The sequence below is a fragment of the Collinsella sp. AM28-11LB genome, from assembly GCF_003469895.1.
GTDB lineage: Bacteria > Actinomycetota > Coriobacteriia > Coriobacteriales > Coriobacteriaceae > Collinsella.
Map to the genome: position 1 here is coordinate 1 of NZ_QSKJ01000008.1, position 15391 is coordinate 15391.

16 protein-coding genes are annotated in these 15391 nt (G+C 64.1%); 15 read left to right on the top strand and 1 reads right to left on the bottom strand.

Features of this window, described 5'->3' with window-relative positions; translation table 11 throughout:
- Positions 1-387: 387 nt before the first annotated feature.
- The 9 genes from hisG to hisE all read left to right on the top strand — a co-directional run bounded on the left by hisG (position 388) and on the right by hisE (position 8345).
- Entirely contained in the window at positions 388-2103 is a 1716-nt protein-coding gene (gene hisG / locus DW732_RS06665) for an ATP phosphoribosyltransferase (RefSeq protein ID WP_118099121.1), read from the top strand.
- A 105-nt stretch (positions 2104-2208) separates the two neighbouring features.
- The gene (gene hisD / locus DW732_RS06670) at positions 2209-3645 is read left to right on the top strand and encodes a histidinol dehydrogenase (RefSeq protein WP_118099122.1); all 1437 of its coding nucleotides are present in this window, start codon (positions 2209-2211) and stop codon (positions 3643-3645) included.
- A 1-nt stretch (position 3646) separates the two neighbouring features.
- The gene (gene hisC / locus DW732_RS06675; RefSeq protein WP_199569763.1) at positions 3647-4762 is read left to right on the top strand and encodes a histidinol-phosphate transaminase; all 1116 of its coding nucleotides are present in this window, start codon (positions 3647-3649) and stop codon (positions 4760-4762) included.
- Entirely contained in the window at positions 4763-5350 is a 588-nt protein-coding gene (hisB, locus tag DW732_RS06680; RefSeq protein ID WP_117763880.1) for an imidazoleglycerol-phosphate dehydratase HisB, read from the top strand.
- Between the two features lie 79 nt (positions 5351-5429).
- Positions 5430-6125: an imidazole glycerol phosphate synthase subunit HisH gene (locus DW732_RS06685; protein ID WP_117743682.1), complete on the top strand. Its 696-nt coding sequence runs from the start codon at positions 5430-5432 to the stop codon at positions 6123-6125.
- The gene (locus DW732_RS06690; RefSeq protein ID WP_055252390.1) at positions 6122-6865 is read left to right on the top strand and encodes a HisA/HisF-related TIM barrel protein; all 744 of its coding nucleotides are present in this window, start codon (positions 6122-6124) and stop codon (positions 6863-6865) included. The genes DW732_RS06685 and DW732_RS06690 overlap by 4 nt, the downstream gene beginning before the upstream one ends.
- A 3-nt stretch (positions 6866-6868) precedes the next feature.
- Positions 6869-7651, top strand: coding sequence for an imidazole glycerol phosphate synthase subunit HisF (hisF, locus tag DW732_RS06695; protein WP_055252389.1), 783 nt, complete (start codon positions 6869-6871; stop codon positions 7649-7651).
- A complete protein-coding gene (gene hisI / locus DW732_RS06700; RefSeq protein ID WP_055252388.1) occupies positions 7652-7981 on the top strand; it encodes a phosphoribosyl-AMP cyclohydrolase in 330 nt (109 codons plus the stop codon).
- A gap of 46 nt (positions 7982-8027) precedes the next feature.
- Positions 8028-8345, top strand: a complete 318-nt coding sequence (gene hisE / locus DW732_RS06705; protein ID WP_055252387.1) for a phosphoribosyl-ATP diphosphatase — start codon at positions 8028-8030, stop codon at positions 8343-8345.
- A gap of 29 nt (positions 8346-8374) precedes the next feature.
- Here hisE and DW732_RS06710 read toward each other — a convergent pair whose 3' ends face one another.
- Positions 8375-9286 carry a PHP domain-containing protein gene (locus DW732_RS06710; RefSeq protein WP_118099124.1) on the bottom strand — a complete coding sequence of 304 codons (912 nt, stop codon included), beginning with the start codon at positions 9284-9286 and terminating at the stop codon, positions 8375-8377.
- A gap of 301 nt (positions 9287-9587) precedes the next feature.
- On the opposite strand from DW732_RS06710, the gene larC reads away from it, so the two are divergent.
- The 6 genes from larC to DW732_RS06740 all read left to right on the top strand — a co-directional run bounded on the left by larC (position 9588) and on the right by DW732_RS06740 (position 15011).
- The gene (gene larC / locus DW732_RS06715) at positions 9588-10073 is read left to right on the top strand and encodes a nickel insertion protein (RefSeq protein ID WP_233502257.1); all 486 of its coding nucleotides are present in this window, start codon (positions 9588-9590) and stop codon (positions 10071-10073) included.
- Positions 10074-10130: 57 nt separating this feature from the next.
- On the top strand, positions 10131-10679 hold the full coding sequence (yfcE, locus tag DW732_RS06720; protein ID WP_118099125.1) for a phosphodiesterase: 549 nt from the start codon (positions 10131-10133) through the stop codon (positions 10677-10679).
- 2 nt (positions 10680-10681) lie between these two features.
- Positions 10682-11542 carry a nucleoside triphosphate pyrophosphohydrolase gene (mazG, locus tag DW732_RS06725; protein ID WP_118099126.1) on the top strand — a complete coding sequence of 287 codons (861 nt, stop codon included), beginning with the start codon at positions 10682-10684 and terminating at the stop codon, positions 11540-11542.
- 188 nt (positions 11543-11730) lie between these two features.
- Positions 11731-13020 (top strand): phosphopyruvate hydratase, encoded by a 1290-nt coding sequence (eno, locus tag DW732_RS06730; RefSeq protein ID WP_117743689.1) that lies wholly within the window; start codon positions 11731-11733, stop codon positions 13018-13020.
- A 196-nt stretch (positions 13021-13216) separates the two neighbouring features.
- The gene (locus DW732_RS10095) at positions 13217-13981 is read left to right on the top strand and encodes a septum formation initiator family protein (protein WP_233539388.1); all 765 of its coding nucleotides are present in this window, start codon (positions 13217-13219) and stop codon (positions 13979-13981) included.
- Between the two features lie 28 nt (positions 13982-14009).
- Entirely contained in the window at positions 14010-15011 is a 1002-nt protein-coding gene (locus tag DW732_RS06740) for a hypothetical protein (RefSeq protein WP_118099127.1), read from the top strand.
- Positions 15012-15391: the final 380 nt, after the last annotated feature.

Consider the following 15391-nt stretch of genomic DNA (forward strand, 5'->3'; position numbering starts at 1 on the left):
ACCTCAAGTACCGCCGCTACTACCACCAGTTCGACTACTAAGAGCTGGTCGCAGGTCCGATATCTTGGCTGGTTGATATCTCGACCCTACACAAGGGCGTCCGCATTTGCGCGGGCGCCCTTTTTGCGTTGCTGTCGGCGCAGGGTGTCTTCGGCGGAAAGTTCATCCCGGACTTGTGGCTCGGAGTGGGATGTGCTTTCCGACTGGGCTGGGGGAATTGCCAGATTAAGCCGAGGGCCCGCCCCTATGTTTCTAAATGAATACGCTGTGAGCCGAGGAAGACGATTTTCCCCGCAAGCACTCTAGTATGCTAAAGTACCCAGAAGACCGGCGGAGCTATGCCGGTCTTCTGTTCTATATGAAACACAGCATGAGGAGGCTCACCAGATGACGGCCACACCGTGGGGATTCCGGGACATATTGCCCGAGGAGGCTCAGGCACGCGAGGAGATCGCATGTACGGTGAAGGGCTGCTTTAGGGAGCATCATTACCTGCCGGTTGAGACGCCGCTGCTCGAGGACAAGGGTTCGCTCGAGGAAGGTGGCCGCATTGCGGACACGCCGTTTAAGCTCTTTGACGATGATGGGCGTTTGCTGGTGGTCCGTCCCGACAACACGTTGCCGATCGTGCGCTTGGTTTCGACCCGCATGCGCGCGGCCGACCTGCCCCTGCGCCTGCGCTACGAGGCGCCGGTGGTTCGCGAGTGCCAGCGCAATGCCGGCGGCTCGCGTCAGTTTACGCAGCTGGGCTTTGAGCTCATCGGTGCGGGCGACGCCGCGGGCGATGTCGAGATTGTCTCGCTGGTAGCCGAGGCCGTGCGCAAGCTGGCGTTGCCCGATGCGCGCATTATCGCAGGTAGCGTGCGTCCTTTTAAGGAGCTGCTCGCGGCGTGCGAGGATCGCGAGCTGGCTGCCGAGGCCCTGCGCTGCGTGCACGCCAATGACTTTGTGGGCCTCGATGCCCGCGTGGCGGCAAGCGCCGAGCCCGAGGCCGTCAAGGCCGCCATTAGCGAGCTGCCGCGCTTGCACGGCGGTGCCGAGATACTCGACCGTGTGGATGCGCTGCTGGAAGCTGCCGGTATCGTCGCGCCGCTGACGCGCGAGCTGCGTGCCCTGGTCGAGTGCCTGGCTCCCGAGGACGCCCAGGTGCTGTCCTTCGACTTCTCCATCATGAACTCTTTTTATTACTACACGGGCCTGGTCTTTAAGGCCTATGCCGGTGGCCTGCCCGATCCGGTGGGTTCGGGCGGTCGCTACGACTCCATCTTTACCGGCGCGTTCGGCGATGGCATCGAGGTACCGGCGGCGGGATTTGCCTTTTCGCTCGAGCGTCTGGAGGCCGCGCACACTTCGGCTGAGGACGCCGCTTCCGACGGCGACCACGCCGCGGGCCGTGGTGCCGAGGGTCCGCTGCGCATCGCCGTTCCCAAGGGCTCGCTTAAGGCCGACACGCTCGACGTGCTCGAGGCCGCGGGCCTGGACGTCTCCGAGCTGCGCGACCCCGGCCGTCACCTGATCGTGCGCGGTCGCGATACGCGTGCCGGCGAGGGCGCGGTCGGCGATATCGAGTTTGTCATCGTGCGCCCCAGCGATGCGCCCGCTTTTGTGGGCTGCGGTGGTGCCGATTGCGGCATCTGCGGCTGGGATTCGCTTATCGAGGCCGACCTCAACCTGCTGCAGCTGGTCGATTTGGGTTACGGCCTGTGCACCTTTATTGAGGCTGAGCCCGTTTGGCGCGCCGGTCAGGCCGAGCGCAACTATGCCCGCCGCGGTTCGCTTCGCGTGGCAACCAAGTACCCGCGCATCGCGAGTGCCTGGTATGCCGAGTGCGGCGTGAACGCCGACATTGTTTCGCTGCACGGCAACATCGAGCTGGGACCCATCGTCGGTATGACCGATCGCATCGTGGATATCACCGCCACGGGCGCCACGCTGCGCGACAACGACCTGGTCATCACCGGCCGCATTATGGACTGCACGGCCCGCTTCTTCGTCAACCCGGGTGCCGCGCGCCTGGATCCGCGCGTTCGCAACCTGGCCGATCGCCTGGCGGCTGCCGTGAAGGACAAGCATTTTGAGCCCGTCGCGGGCTCGGCACAATAGCGCGAGCGCGCACGGGCGCCCCCATATCCGGACTGCGGGCCGATTGGTGCCGCTGCCCGGCATCTCGTTTTCCAAACGCAACCTCGACCGATAGGGGATACCGATATGAAGACCATCAAGCTTGCTCCCGGTGAGCGCCTCGTTACCAACCAGCTCAACCGCAAGGGTGTGCTGCCGCAAAACATCGTCGACGCCGCCCGCGATATCGTGGCCAACGTGCGTGCCAACGGCGATGCTGCGGTGCGCGATTACTGCCAGCGTTTTGACGGTGTCGAGCTGCAAAGCTTTCGTCTGCCGCAAGAGCAGATCGATGCTGCGCTCGAAGGCCTCGACCCGGCCTTTGTCGCCGCGCTCGAGAAGGCTGCGCGCCAGATCCGTGAGTTTCACCAGCGCGAGGTCGAGCAGAGCTGGTTTACCACGCGCCCGGACGGCACGATGCTCGGCGTTAAGGTGACCCCGCTTGCCGCGGCCGGCATCTACGTGCCGGGCGGTCGCGCGCAGTATCCCTCCACCGTGCTCATGAACGCTATCCCTGCCAAGGTGGCCGGCGTCAAGCGCGTGGTCATGGTGACGCCGCCACAAAAGGACGGCCTGATCAGCCCCTACACGCTCGCCGCGGCCAAGCTTGGCGGCGTGGACGAGATCTATATGGTGGGCGGCGCCCAGGCCGTGGCCGCGCTGGCGTACGGTACCGAGACCATTCCGCGCGTCGACAAGATCACCGGCCCGGGCAACGCCTTTGTCGCCGCGGCCAAGCAGATTGTCTCGGGCGACGTGGGCATCGACATGGTCGCCGGCCCCTCCGAGGTCTGCGTGCTGGCCGATGCCACGGCCAAGCCCATGGTGGTCGCGGCCGACCTGATGGCCCAGGCCGAGCACGATCCGCTTGCCGCCTGCTATCTGGTGACCTGCGACGAGCAGTTTGCGCGCGAGGTCGAGGCGGGTATCGACATTCTAGTGGCGCAGTCGCCGCGTGCCGAGATCACGCGCTCTTCGCTCGACAACGAGGGCACCATCGTGGTGGCCGCCGATATGGCTGCCGCCGTCGAGGCCGTGAACACCGTGGCGCCCGAGCACCTGGAGCTGCACTGCAAGGATGCAATGGGCCTGCTCGGCGGCATCCGCAACGCCGGCGCCATCTTTGTGGGCGCCTGGAGCTCCGAGCCGCTCGGCGATTATGTTGCTGGCCCCAACCACACGCTGCCGACCGGCGGCACGGCCATGTTCTCCAACCCGCTTTCGGTCGAAGAGTTCGTCAAGCGCTCGAGTGTCATTTGCTATACACCCGAGGGCCTGCTCTCCGATGCTCCTGCCACGCAGCGTCTAGCCGAGGCCGAGGGCCTGTGGGCGCACGCGCTTTCTGCCGCCCTGCGTCGTCGCGTGCTGGAACAGGGCGAGGATTCCGTGAGCGCCGAGTCGCTGGCGGCGGCCGACCTGACCAAGGTTGCCTGGCCGGGCGACGCCGTGGCGACGGTTGCCGAGGGCGTGGACCTGGCGGCTACAAGCGCGGATGGCGCCGGCGCGACTGGCAAGGAGGCCTAATATGGCCGAGCTCACGCCCCGTATGAAGGAGCTCGTCCAGCCCTACTTGGCCGGCATTGAGCCCTACGATCCCAACTTTACGCCCACGCGCATCAACCTTTCGGCCAACGAGAACACCTATCCCGTGCCGGCTGGCGTGCGCGAGGCGGTCGACGCCGCCCTGGCTGCCACGCCGCTCAACCGTTATCCCGATCCCATGTCCAACGATCTGCGCGACGAGCTGGTCGCTTGGCATGGTGTGGCGCGCGATAATGTCTGCGTGGGCAACGGCGGCGACGAGCTGCTCTATAACTACCTGTTGGCGTTTGGCGGCGCGGGGCGGACCCTGCTTAACTGCCCGCCGTGCTTTAGCGAGTACGCGTTCTTTGCGTCGCTCTGTCAGACCGAGGTGCGCGACGTGTGGCGCGACCCGGCAACTTTTGAGCTCGACCAGGCTGCCGTGCTTGCGGCAGCGCCCGAGTGCAACCTGGCGATTGTGACCTCGCCCAACAATCCCACGGGCGACGTGGCGCCGCTCGACTTTATCGCGGCTCTGTGCGATGCGTGTCCCGGCATGGTGATGGTCGACGAGGCCTACGTGGAGTTTGCTGACGATTCGTTTGGCGCGGCCACCACGGCGCAAGGGCTTATCGCCGAGCATTCCAACCTGGTGATTCTGCATACGCTGTCCAAGGCGTTCGGCGCCGCCGGCACGCGTCTGGGCTATGTGATTGCGTCACCCGAGGTTATTGACGTGTTCGCGGCGATTCGCCAGATCTATTCAGTCAGCGTGCTGAGCCAGGCCGCGGCGCTTGCCTGCGTGCGTGCCCGCGATGCGTACGCGCCCGTGGTGGCACAGGTTGTATCCGAGCGCGTGCGCGAGCTGTGCGCCCTGCGCGCAATGGCTGCCGAGGGCCTGCCCGTGGAGGCGTGGCCGAGCGCGGCGAACTTTGTGCTCGTGCGCACGCCGCACGCCACGCGCGTGCGCGAGCGCCTGCGCGACGAGTATTCAATTTTGGTGCGCGACTTTAGCTACGCGCCGGGGCTTGCGGACTGTCTGCGCATTACCGTGGGTACCCCGCAGGAAAACGACGAGGTGCTGGCAGCGTTTGCCGCGCTGGTGAAGGAGGAGATGTAGATGGGCCGTTATGTCGAGGTGACCCGCAAGACGGGCGAGACCGACATTGTCGTTAGGCTCGATCTGGACGGATCCGGCGTGTGCGATATCTCGACCGGCGTGCCGTTTTTCGACCACATGCTCAACGCCCTTGGCCGCCATGGCCTGTTCGATCTGACGGTACATGCGATGGGCGATGTGGAGGTCGACGCGCACCACACCGTCGAGGACACGGGCATTGTGCTGGGCGAGGCGTTTTGCCAGGCACTGGGTGACAAGGCGGGCATTACGCGCTTTGCCGATGCGGCGATTGCCATGGACGAGACGCTCGTGATGGCCGCCGTTGATATCTCGGGTCGCGGGCAGGCCTATTGCGATCTACCCGTGCCGACCGAGCGCGTGGGCACCTTTGATACCGAGCTGGCCGTCGAGTTCTTCTACGCTTTTGCGCGCGACGCCAAACTCACGCTGCACGTGCGCGAGCTGGCGGGCGGCAACTCGCACCACATTATCGAGGCCGCCTTTAAGGCCGTGGGACGCACGATGCGCCACGCCTGCGAGCTTGATCCCCGCGTGCAAGGAATCCCCAGCACCAAGGGCTCACTGTAACCGCCACAAGGGTAAAAACCACCACAAAGGGGACAGGCACCTTCGTGGTGGTTTTGGATGATGGAAAAAGGAGGGTCGCGTGGGCGAACCGAAGATCGTGGTGGTCGACTACCACAAGGGCAACTTGTCGAGCGTCGTGCGCGGGCTTGCGCGCGCCGGTGCCGCTGCCTGCACATCGGACGATCCGGAGCAGATCCGCAACGCCGACGGCCTGGTCATCCCGGGCGTGGGCGCGTTCTATGACGCGATCGCCTTTATGCGCCAGAGCGGCGAGGAGGCGGCCGTGCTTGACGCCGTTGCCGCCGGAACTCCTCTGCTCGGCATCTGCCTGGGCCTTCAGCTGTTTTTTGAACGCGGCGACGAGGGCGTGCCGGCGGACGAGGGCGCGGACGACGATGCCTCCGAGCAGGCCGGCGGTCCCTGGGTCGATGGCCTGGGCATTATGCGCGGCTCGTGCACGCGCTTGGAATCGAGTCGCCTGAAGGTGCCGCACGTGGGCTGGGACCAGGTGCACATGACGCCCGCCGGCGCGGCCGATCCATTGCTCGCCGGTTTTGCCGAGGGCGCCAACATGTACTTCACCCACAGCTATGCGGTGGCCGACGATGTCGATGCCGCCGATGTTCTGGCGCGCACGCACTACACGCGGAGCTTCCCGTGCATCGTGCGCCACGGCAACGTGTGGGGCTGCCAGTTCCATCCCGAGAAATCCTCCGCGCTGGGACAGCGCATCCTTAAGAACTTCGTCAACATCGTCGAGGAGGCCGGCCGATGATTCTGTTTCCCGCAATCGATTTGATCGGCGGCAAGGTCGTGCGCCTGGAGCGCGGCGACCGGAGCCGCTGCAAGGTATATTCCGACGACCCCGTGGCCGTTGCCCGCTCCTTTGCCGAGCAGGGTGCGAACTGGGTGCATGTCGTCGACCTGTCCGCTGCCTTTGGCGAGGATGAGGACGCATGCGCTGCCAACTCGACGGCGATCAAGGCTATCTGCGGCGTCGACGGTCTGTCCGTGGACGTGGGCGGCGGCGTCCGCTCGCTCGCACGCATCGACGAGCTGGCCGGCTATGGCGCGCGCCGTATTGCGCTGGGGACCGTGCTGGTGACCGAGCCGGGTTTTGCCGAGGTGGCAGCGCGCGGCTTTGGCGAGCTGCTGGTGGCAGACATCGCCGCCCGTGACGGCCAGGTCAAGGTGAACGGCTGGCGCGATGGCGCGGGCGTGGCGCTCGATGATGCGGTGGCGCAGCTTTCCGAGCTGGGCTTTAAGCATTTGGTGTACACCGACATCGCGCGCGATGGCATGCAGACGGGCATCGACGTGGCGGCGTATCGCCATGTGGCCGAGGTCGCGGGTTTTCCCGTCGTGGCTTCGGGTGGCATCTCGACACTCGACGATATCTGCGCGCTTGCCGCGGTGGGTGAGGATGCTATTGAGGGTGCGATCACCGGTCGCGCGCTCTACGAGGGCAACTTTACGCTGGCACAGGCGCTGGCCGCCGCCCGAGGGGAGGAGTAGCCCATGCTTACCAAGCGTGTGATTCCCTGTCTGGACGTTAAGGACGGCCGCGTGGTCAAGGGCGTCAACTTTGTGAGCCTGCGCGATGCGGGCGATCCGGTGGAGCTGGCGCGCGCCTACGACCGCGAGGGTGCGGACGAAGTCGTGTTCCTGGACATCACTGCGACGAGCGATAACCGTGCGACGACCATTGAGATGGCGGCGCATGCGGCCGAGGAGCTGGCCATTCCCTATACCGTGGGCGGCGGTTTTCGTGACCTGGCGGGCATGCGAACCATGGTGGCTGCCGGTGCCGATAAGGTGTCGCTCAACTCTGCTGCCGTGCGCGATCCGTCGCTGGTCAGCCAAGCTGCCGCTGCATTTGGCAGCCAGGCCGTGGTCGTGGCGATCGATGCCAAGCGTGTTGGTTTGCCCGGTGAGCCGGGAGCCGACAAGTGGGAGGTCTTTACCGCGGGCGGCCGTAACGCCACGGGTATCGATGCGGTGGCGTGGGCCGAGGAAGCGGCTCGTCGCGGCGCCGGTGAGATCTTGCTCACCAGCATGGATCGCGACGGCACCAAGGCTGGCTTCGACCTGGCACTCACCCGCGCCGTGGCGCGCGCGGTGCCGATCCCGGTGATCGCAAGCGGCGGCGTGGGCACGCTCGAGCATTTTGCCGAGGGCGTGATCGAGGGCGAAGCCGATGCCGTGCTGGCAGCAAGTGTCTTTCACTTTGGGACCTTCAGCATTCGCGAAGTCAAAGAATACATGGCCAGCCAGGGAATACCTGTGAGATTGGACTTCTAAATGGAGCAAGTGACAACCGCGGCAGAGCTCAAATACGACGACCGTGGGCTGATTCCTTGTGTGGTTCAGCAGTATGACACCGGTGAGGTGCTTATGGTTGCTTGGATGAACGAGGAATCGGTGGGGCTTACGCTCAAGACCGGGACCACGTGGTTTTGGAGCCGCAGCCGCCAGGAGCTCTGGAACAAGGGCGCGACGAGCGGCAATATGCAGGAGGTCAAGGAGCTCTGGGCCGACTGCGATAGCGATACGCTGCTGGTCAAGGTCGACTCGCCGGGTCCGGCCTGCCATACCGGCAACCGTACCTGCTTCTTTAGAAAACTCGCGTAGGGCGGGCGCTCGACCAGGCGCTTGGCCAACCAGAAAGGATTGAACCATGGGTGTGCGCACCGCGAATGTTCAGGATGGAAATATCGGTGAGACGCTGACGGGGCTCGCCGGGGTGATTCACGGCCGTCGCGACGCATCGCCGCAGGAGAGCTATACCGCTCGCCTGCTGACCGATGTCGAGGACGAGCTGCTCAAGAAGCTTGCCGAGGAGGCGAGCGAGGTGATCATGGCCTGCAAGGATAACGACCACGATCACATCCGCTACGAGGCCGGCGACCTGATCTACCACCTGCTCGTGACGCTCGAGCGCTACGGCATCACCCTCGATGAGCTGGCCGGCGAACTCAACGCCCGCCGTCAATAGTTGTTTAAGAACGTCCCCAACGACTAGTCTTAGGCGAGGGGCGTGGATTCCCATTCGCCGGTGGGGTGGGGGATATCGAAGGTTCGGTAGCCACAGTCGTAGGCGTGTGCCTGGGCCTCACGGATGTTCCAGCAGATGTCGCGGGCACGGTGTGCGTCCGAGCCAAAAGTAATCGGCACCTCGGCGTGGGCAAAGCAACGCAGCAATCCGGTTGCGGGATAGTAGTCGTCCAAGCCCTTACGCGGCGCGGCGGTAGAAACCTCAACGCGGCGGCCCGTGTCGTGGGCGCACTCGGCCATCTGCTCCCAAAAGGGCATGGGGTTAAAGTCGGGCGCAAAGCCCTCTTTCGAAAAACGCATGACTAGGTCGGGATGGGCCATCACGTCAAAGTTGAGCGAGCTCTCGCAGGCGCGGCACCAGTCGTCGACATAGCGCTCCCATACGCCGCGCACGCCTAAGTTTTCCCAAACATGCAGGTTGGTATCGTCGTCAATCCAGCCGCAGAGCGAATCGGGCGTGTCGGGGCGAGCGACGTCCTCTGTCCCCGCCGTGCCTGCGGCGCCTGCCGCAATATCGCCTGGGTTGCCAATCCAATGCACGCTACCCAGGCGTACGATGGCGCCCTGGGACCAGCTCTCAACCAAAGGCTCGCAACCTTGGTACCAATCGCATTCAAAGCCATAGATAAGCTCGAGTTCGGGTGCGATCTGCGCGGCAAGCTTGCGAGCGTCCTCAAAAGCCAGGCGGTGCACCGGCAAGTCGCCCTCGACGACCTGCACCTCGCAGTTAGCATCCATGCTGGCAGGCAGGGTGAGGTGGTCGGTCGAGACCATGACGCGGCATCCGGCAGCGGTGGCGGCGCGGACGTTGTCCTCAAACGAGGCATGGCCGTCCGAAAACGAAGTATGGGTGTGGCAATCGACCAGCGGGCATGCGGGCATGGCGACTCCTTTGCATTTGGCGAATCCGCTCCATTGTAATGGCGCAACTCTCAAAACGCCGGGCACGTCGGGGGTCGAAATCGATTGGAAAGGCTGCGCGGCGCGCGGTGCGGCCTCGCTTGCGCTCTCAAAACGTGTACGTCAGCCTCCAAAACCGACAAAAAATGGCATATTTGGAGGCTGACGTACACATTTGGATAAGGGCGAGGGCGGCGATGGACGAAAGTCACGTCTGCGCCACGTCCGATGTGCTAGCGTTTGGATGAACAAAACGAGCCCGTGCGGAAAGGACCCGGACCGTATGCAATGCGATAGCAAATCACCGCTGTCCCGCGAGACCGATGCGCCCGAAACCATCGTCAAGCTGGAATGCGACATCGACGATGCGTCGCCCGAGGTGCTCGCCTACGCCGCCGATCGCCTGCGCGAGGCGGGTGCGCGCGAGGTACACTGGCTGCCCCTCTACTGCAAGAAAGGCCGTCCCGGCTGGCAGCTGCAGGTGATCTGCTCGCATGAGGATATCGAGCGCCTGCAGACGATTATTTTTTTGGAAACCACGACCAACGGCATTCGGCGCCAGGTCATGGAGCGTGTCTGCCTGCCGCGCCGCTTTGAGCAGGTCGCAACGCCTTGGGGCGAGGTGTCCGTTAAGGTGGCAACCCTGCCCGATGGCAGCGAGCGCGCCGCACCCGAGTACGAGGACTGCGCCCGCCTTGCCCGCGAGCACAGCGTGCCGCTCCAGCGCGTGATGCAGGCAGCTCAGAGCGCGGTACTGCAATTTGAGTAGTACGGGCGAGCGACGCGCCACGCCAACCCTATTTGCCCCATCCCGAAAGGACTTCCCATGAAATGTCTCATCGCCTCTGACATCCACGGCTCGGCATATTGGGCCGAGCGCCTGTGCGACGCCATCGAGTCCGAGCAGCCCGACCGCATCGTGCTGCTGGGCGACCTGCTCTACCACGGCCCGCGTAACGACCTACCGCGCGATTACGCCCCCAAGCGCGTGATTCCGCTGCTCAACGCCCTGGCCGACCGCATCATCGCGGTGCGCGGCAACTGTGACGCCGAGGTCGACCAGATGGTGCTCGACTTTCCCGTCATGGCAGACTACGCCACGCTGTTCGACGAGGCCGGCCGCGAGCTGTTCCTGACGCATGGCCATGTCTTTGGCGCCGGCATGCACAACAGCGTCGACCACGCGCCTGCGCTGCCCGAGGGCTCCGCGCTCGTCTACGGTCACACGCATATCAAGGTTAACGAGGCAAGCGAGGCGCACCCGGGCCTGTGGCTGTTCAATCCCGGCAGCGTGAGCATTCCCAAGGACGGTACGCACGGCTACGGTATCTATGAGGGCGGTGCGTTCCGCCACGTGATCCTGGAGGAGGAGTAACCATGGCCGAGCATATGGCTCAGCAAAATGCCGAGGGTTCGCGCGACCTGTCGACGCTGGTAGATGCGTCGGCCGAGCTGCAGCATCTGGTGCAGACCATCTGGCGCCTACGCCAGCCCGACGGCTGTCCGTGGGACCGCGAGCAGACGCATCAGAGCATCGGCAAGAACATGATCGAGGAGGCCTACGAGGCGCTCGACTGCATTGAGGCCGACGACGCGGCACACCTGCGCGAGGAGCTGGGCGACGTGCTCATGCAGGTCGTGCTGCATGCGCAGATTGCGGCCGACGCCGGTGAGTTTACGCTGGCCGACGTGGCACGCGATATCGACGCCAAACTCATTCGCCGTCATCCGCACGTGTTTGGCGATGTGGATGCCGAGAACTCCGACGAGGTGCTCAAGATCTGGGACGAGGTTAAGCTTGCCGAGAAGGCTGCCAAGGACAAGGCCGTGGCAGCAGGCGAGGCGGTACCCGAGGGCCTGCTCGACGGCGTGCCCACGCATCTGCCGGCATTGATGCAGGCGCAGAAGGTGTCGCGCAAAGCAGCGGCCGTGGGCTTTGAGTGGGAGACGGTCCAGGACGTGTGGGACGAGGTTGCCGAGGAGCGTGCCGAGTTTGAGGCCGAGGCTCCCGGCTCGCCCGAGCGCGAGATGGAGTTTGGAGACCTGCTCTTTGCCCTGGTCAACGTTGCGCGCAAGGAGGGGATTGACGCCGAGAGTGCCCTGCGCGCCAGTACGGCAAAGTTTCGCCGCCGCTGGGCCGCGATGGAACAGATGGCAGCCGACGTCCACGTGGATCTTGCCGAGCTTTCGACTCACGGCCTCAACGACCTCTGGGATGCCGCCAAGGCGGAGGAGTAAGACTGCGGGAACGACGGGCTGACATGCCTCATCGTTCCCGCTAAATTATTCGAAGAACAATTGTATCCCACGGCTAACTTAGGGCATAATGCAAAAAGTGCGACGGGCTAACTTACGGAGGCGCACCGACGGTGCGCAGTCGGCCAGTCGCTTGCATCCACTACGTTTCCAAGTGAGAGGGAGACAACATGAGCGATATTTTGGACGTCTACGGTCGTGAGGTGCTCGACAGCCGCGGCAATCCCACCGTCGAGGTCGAGGTCGTGCTCGAGGACGGCAGCTTCGGCCGCGCAATGGTGCCTTCGGGCGCTTCGACCGGCGCCTTTGAGGCCTGCGAGCTGCGCGATGGCGACAAGGGCCGCTACCTGGGCAAGGGCGTTTCGCAGGCCGTCGAGCACGTCAACAACGAGTGCGCTAACGCCGTCGTGGGCCTTGACGCCTTCGACCAGCGCGCCGTCGATGCCGCGCTGATTGCCGCGGACGGTACCCCCAACAAGACCAGGCTCGGTGCCAACGCCATCCTGGGCGTGTCGCTGGCCGTTGCCCGCGCCGCTGCCGAGTCGGCGGGTCTGTCGCTGTACCAGTACCTGGGCGGCGTCAACGCCCACCTGCTGCCCACGCCCATGATGAACATCCTCAACGGCGGCGTGCATGCCGACAATAACGTCGACTTCCAGGAGTTCATGATCATGCCGGTGGGCGCCCCGAGCTTTGCCGAGGGTCTGCGTTGGTGTGCCGAGGTCTACCACACCCTCAAGGGCGTGCTGCACGAGGCGGGCCTTGGCGGCGGCGTGGGCGACGAGGGCGGCTTTGCCCCCAACCTCAAGACCAATGCCGAGCCGTTCGAGTACATCACCAAGGCCGTGGAGAAGGCCGGCTTTAAGCCCGGCGTCGACTTCATGTACGCCATGGATCCGGCCTCGACCGAGTTCTACAACGCCGAGACCGGCATGTACGAGCTCAAGGGCGAGGGTGTTGAGTATACGAGCGCCCAGATGGTCGATTACTGGGAGAAGCTCGTCGACACCTATCCCATCATCTCCATCGAGGACGGCATGGCCGAGGAAGACTGGGACGGCTGGGTCGAGCTTACCCGCCGCATTGGCAACAAAGTGCAGCTGGTGGGCGACGACCTGTTCGTCACCAACACCGAGCGCCTCAAGAAGGGCATCGAGCTGGGTGCCGCCAACGCGATCCTGGTCAAGGTCAACCAGATCGGCACGCTCACCGAGTCGCTCGAGGCCATCGAGACCGCCAAGGAGGCCGGTTACGCCTGCATCGTGAGCCACCGCTCCGGCGAGACCGAGGACTCCACGATCGCCGACCTGGTCGTGGGCGTCAACGCCGGCCAGATCAAGTCGGGCGCCCCGTGCCGCAGTGACCGTATCGCCAAGTACAACCAGCTCATCCGCATCGAGGACGAGCTTGAGGGCAGCGCGCGCTACGCCGGCAAGGCCGCGTTCTACAACATTCGCTAGACAGACGAGCCTGGCGGGGAGGGGGCAGACTCGGCTTTGCCCCGCTCCAGCTAGATGCTACAGAGCGCTATCGGGCGCTGGGCCACACGGCTCAGCGCCTTTTTTATGTCGAGCAAAGGCTGGCGAAGGCGGTGCGCATGCTCGTGCTATAACTAAAGGACTTAGCGCAAACAAACCTCAACCGCACAAGGCGCACATGGATCAGATTTACGACAACAGGTACTATTCCGCCGGTTCGCGCGAGCCGTCGCCTCGCCCTGCGCGCACGGTGCAGCTCGGTGGGTCCGCCTACGCCGGCGCCGACCGCTCCACGCAGCGCCCGACAAGTACCTCGCGCCCCAATGCTCAAGTGAATACTTCGACAGATGGACCAGTACGTCCGACACGTTCGCCGCATTCGTCGCGTCCCTCGGCCCAGACGCACGACAAATCGAGCAGACCTTCGAGCCGTCTTTCGGGCGCGGACTTTATGCGCTACGCCAACGACAATGCGGTGGTCAAGGCGATCTATGACTTTACGCATGGCTCTCTGCGCCTGCTGTTTATCGGTATCGTGGTGGCGCTGGCGCTCGTGAGCCTGTATTTTCCCGTACGCGACCTGTACGTGGCTAAGCGCTCGAGCGACATCTTGGCCAAGCAGGTCGAGATTCGCGAGCAATATAACGACGAGCTGCAAAAAAGCGTCGACAAGCTGCTCTCGGAGGAGGGTATCAAGGATGCGGCGTCCGAGGACCTGGGCCTGGTGATGCCTGGTGAGACTAGGATTGATGTCTTGGGCCTGGACGATGATTCGGACTCGTCGTCGGCTGAAAAGAAGTCGTCGAACGCCAAGAAGGCCAGCGAGGTGGCCAAGGAGATCGAAGAAGTCGGCAAGGACGCGCCGTGGTACATTCAGACGCTCGACATGCTGTTTGGATTTAACGGCGTCGAGGGTCAGACGGTCGCGTCCAGCGGCGAGTAGGCGAGTAACGCCCGGAAGGGAGCCCGCAATGGCAGAGTGCAAACGATATAAGGTGGCCGCGATCGACCTGGGAACGGTGTCGTCGCGACTGGTGCTGGCGCAGGTCGAGGCCGGGGCGATCGTGGAATCGTCCAAGCATACCGAGATCACCGACTTGGGCGAGGGCGTGGACGCGACGGGGCGCTTTTGCGAGGCGGCCGTTGAGCGCGTGCTCGCTGCGTGCCGCATGTTTGTGGACGAAGCCCGTGCCTTTGGGGCCGTGCGCATCTGCACCACATGCACGAGCGCCGCGCGTGATGCGTCCAACGCCGCCCTGCTGCTAGGCGGCCTGCGCGAGCTGGGGCTCGAACCGCAGGTGATTCCGGGCGAGGTCGAGGCGCGCCTGACGTTTTTTGGTGTGGCGCACGACTTTGCGGGCGAGCGCATCATCGTCGCGGATTCGGGCGGCGGGTCGACGGAGCTTGCGACGGGTGTATACGCTCCGGAGCGCGGGGTCTTTGCGCTGGAGGGCACGCGTTCGCTGGACATTGGCTGCCGTCGTGTAACAGAGCGGTTTTTCTCGGCGCTGCCGCCTTTGGCAGGTGAGCTTGCGGCTGCTGCCGACTGGGCAAACGAGCAGTTTACGGCGTACTTTGAGAGCCTGCCCAACAACTTTGAGCGCGCCGAGCGCTTGGTCGCGGTGGGTGGCACCGTCACCACGCTCGTTGCACTCGTTCACGAGCTGGAGCCGTACGATTCGAGCTTTGTGCACCTGCGCGAGCTTTCGATGGAGCAGGTCTCGACCGCTATCGAGTGCATGTCTGCCCTGGACGTTGCGGGCATCGCCACGCTGCCAGGCGTGCAGCCCAAGCGTGCGGGCGTGATTCTCGCTGGCGCCGTGGTGATTCGCGAACTCATGCGCGCAGGTGGCTACAGGGCGCTTACCGTGAGCGAGAACAGCCTCCTCGCCGGCATGGCAGCAACCATCAACGAGACTCTCGACGGCGCGACCCCCACCATCGCCTGGACCCCCACTCTCAGCACACTCTAAAAGTAGTCTTTTTGGGACGGGGCTTTTTTAGCTACATGGTCCGCCCGAGCCTTTCCGTGAATGAGTTTTCTGGGACGGGGATTAAAAAATCATTGTGTACCTAATGATTTTTTAATCCCCGTCCCAGAAAACTCATTGGGTGGGCGGAAAAGTAGTCAAAAAAGCCCCGTCCCAAATTAGCTGCCCTGCAGTTGACGGCATCTAAAAGAAACGGGCCCGCATCCCTTGGGGACACGGGCCCGTAAACAATACGTGGTAGGGGCGGTGGGACGTCTGCGTATTTGCTTCGCAAATACGCACCGGCTTCGGTCGCCTGCCGGCGCCCTCGCCGGCTCGCTACAAACGCTCCGCGTTTGCTTAACGCTTGCCCCCTCGCGGGG

What these genes read in the sequence shown, in the direction of transcription:
- DW732_RS06710 (WP_118099124.1), bottom strand. Translation starts at nt 9,286, where the DNA reads ATGCCCGCATGCCCGCTGGTCGATTGCCACACCCATACTTCGTTTTCG.
- DW732_RS10095 (WP_233539388.1), top strand. Translation starts at nt 13,217, where the DNA reads ATGGATCAGATTTACGACAACAGGTACTATTCCGCCGGTTCGCGCGAG.
- eno (WP_117743689.1), top strand. Translation starts at nt 11,731, where the DNA reads ATGAGCGATATTTTGGACGTCTACGGTCGTGAGGTGCTCGACAGCCGC.
- DW732_RS06690 (WP_055252390.1), top strand. Translation starts at nt 6,122, where the DNA reads ATGATTCTGTTTCCCGCAATCGATTTGATCGGCGGCAAGGTCGTGCGC.
- mazG (WP_118099126.1), top strand. Translation starts at nt 10,682, where the DNA reads ATGGCCGAGCATATGGCTCAGCAAAATGCCGAGGGTTCGCGCGACCTG.
- DW732_RS06740 (WP_118099127.1), top strand. Translation starts at nt 14,010, where the DNA reads ATGGCAGAGTGCAAACGATATAAGGTGGCCGCGATCGACCTGGGAACG.
- larC (WP_233502257.1), top strand. Translation starts at nt 9,588, where the DNA reads ATGCAATGCGATAGCAAATCACCGCTGTCCCGCGAGACCGATGCGCCC.
- hisE (WP_055252387.1), top strand. Translation starts at nt 8,028, where the DNA reads ATGGGTGTGCGCACCGCGAATGTTCAGGATGGAAATATCGGTGAGACG.
- yfcE (WP_118099125.1), top strand. Translation starts at nt 10,131, where the DNA reads ATGAAATGTCTCATCGCCTCTGACATCCACGGCTCGGCATATTGGGCC.
- hisG (WP_118099121.1), top strand. Translation starts at nt 388, where the DNA reads ATGACGGCCACACCGTGGGGATTCCGGGACATATTGCCCGAGGAGGCT.
- hisC (WP_199569763.1), top strand. Translation starts at nt 3,647, where the DNA reads ATGGCCGAGCTCACGCCCCGTATGAAGGAGCTCGTCCAGCCCTACTTG.
- hisI (WP_055252388.1), top strand. Translation starts at nt 7,652, where the DNA reads ATGGAGCAAGTGACAACCGCGGCAGAGCTCAAATACGACGACCGTGGG.
- hisB (WP_117763880.1), top strand. Translation starts at nt 4,763, where the DNA reads ATGGGCCGTTATGTCGAGGTGACCCGCAAGACGGGCGAGACCGACATT.
- hisD (WP_118099122.1), top strand. Translation starts at nt 2,209, where the DNA reads ATGAAGACCATCAAGCTTGCTCCCGGTGAGCGCCTCGTTACCAACCAG.
- hisF (WP_055252389.1), top strand. Translation starts at nt 6,869, where the DNA reads ATGCTTACCAAGCGTGTGATTCCCTGTCTGGACGTTAAGGACGGCCGC.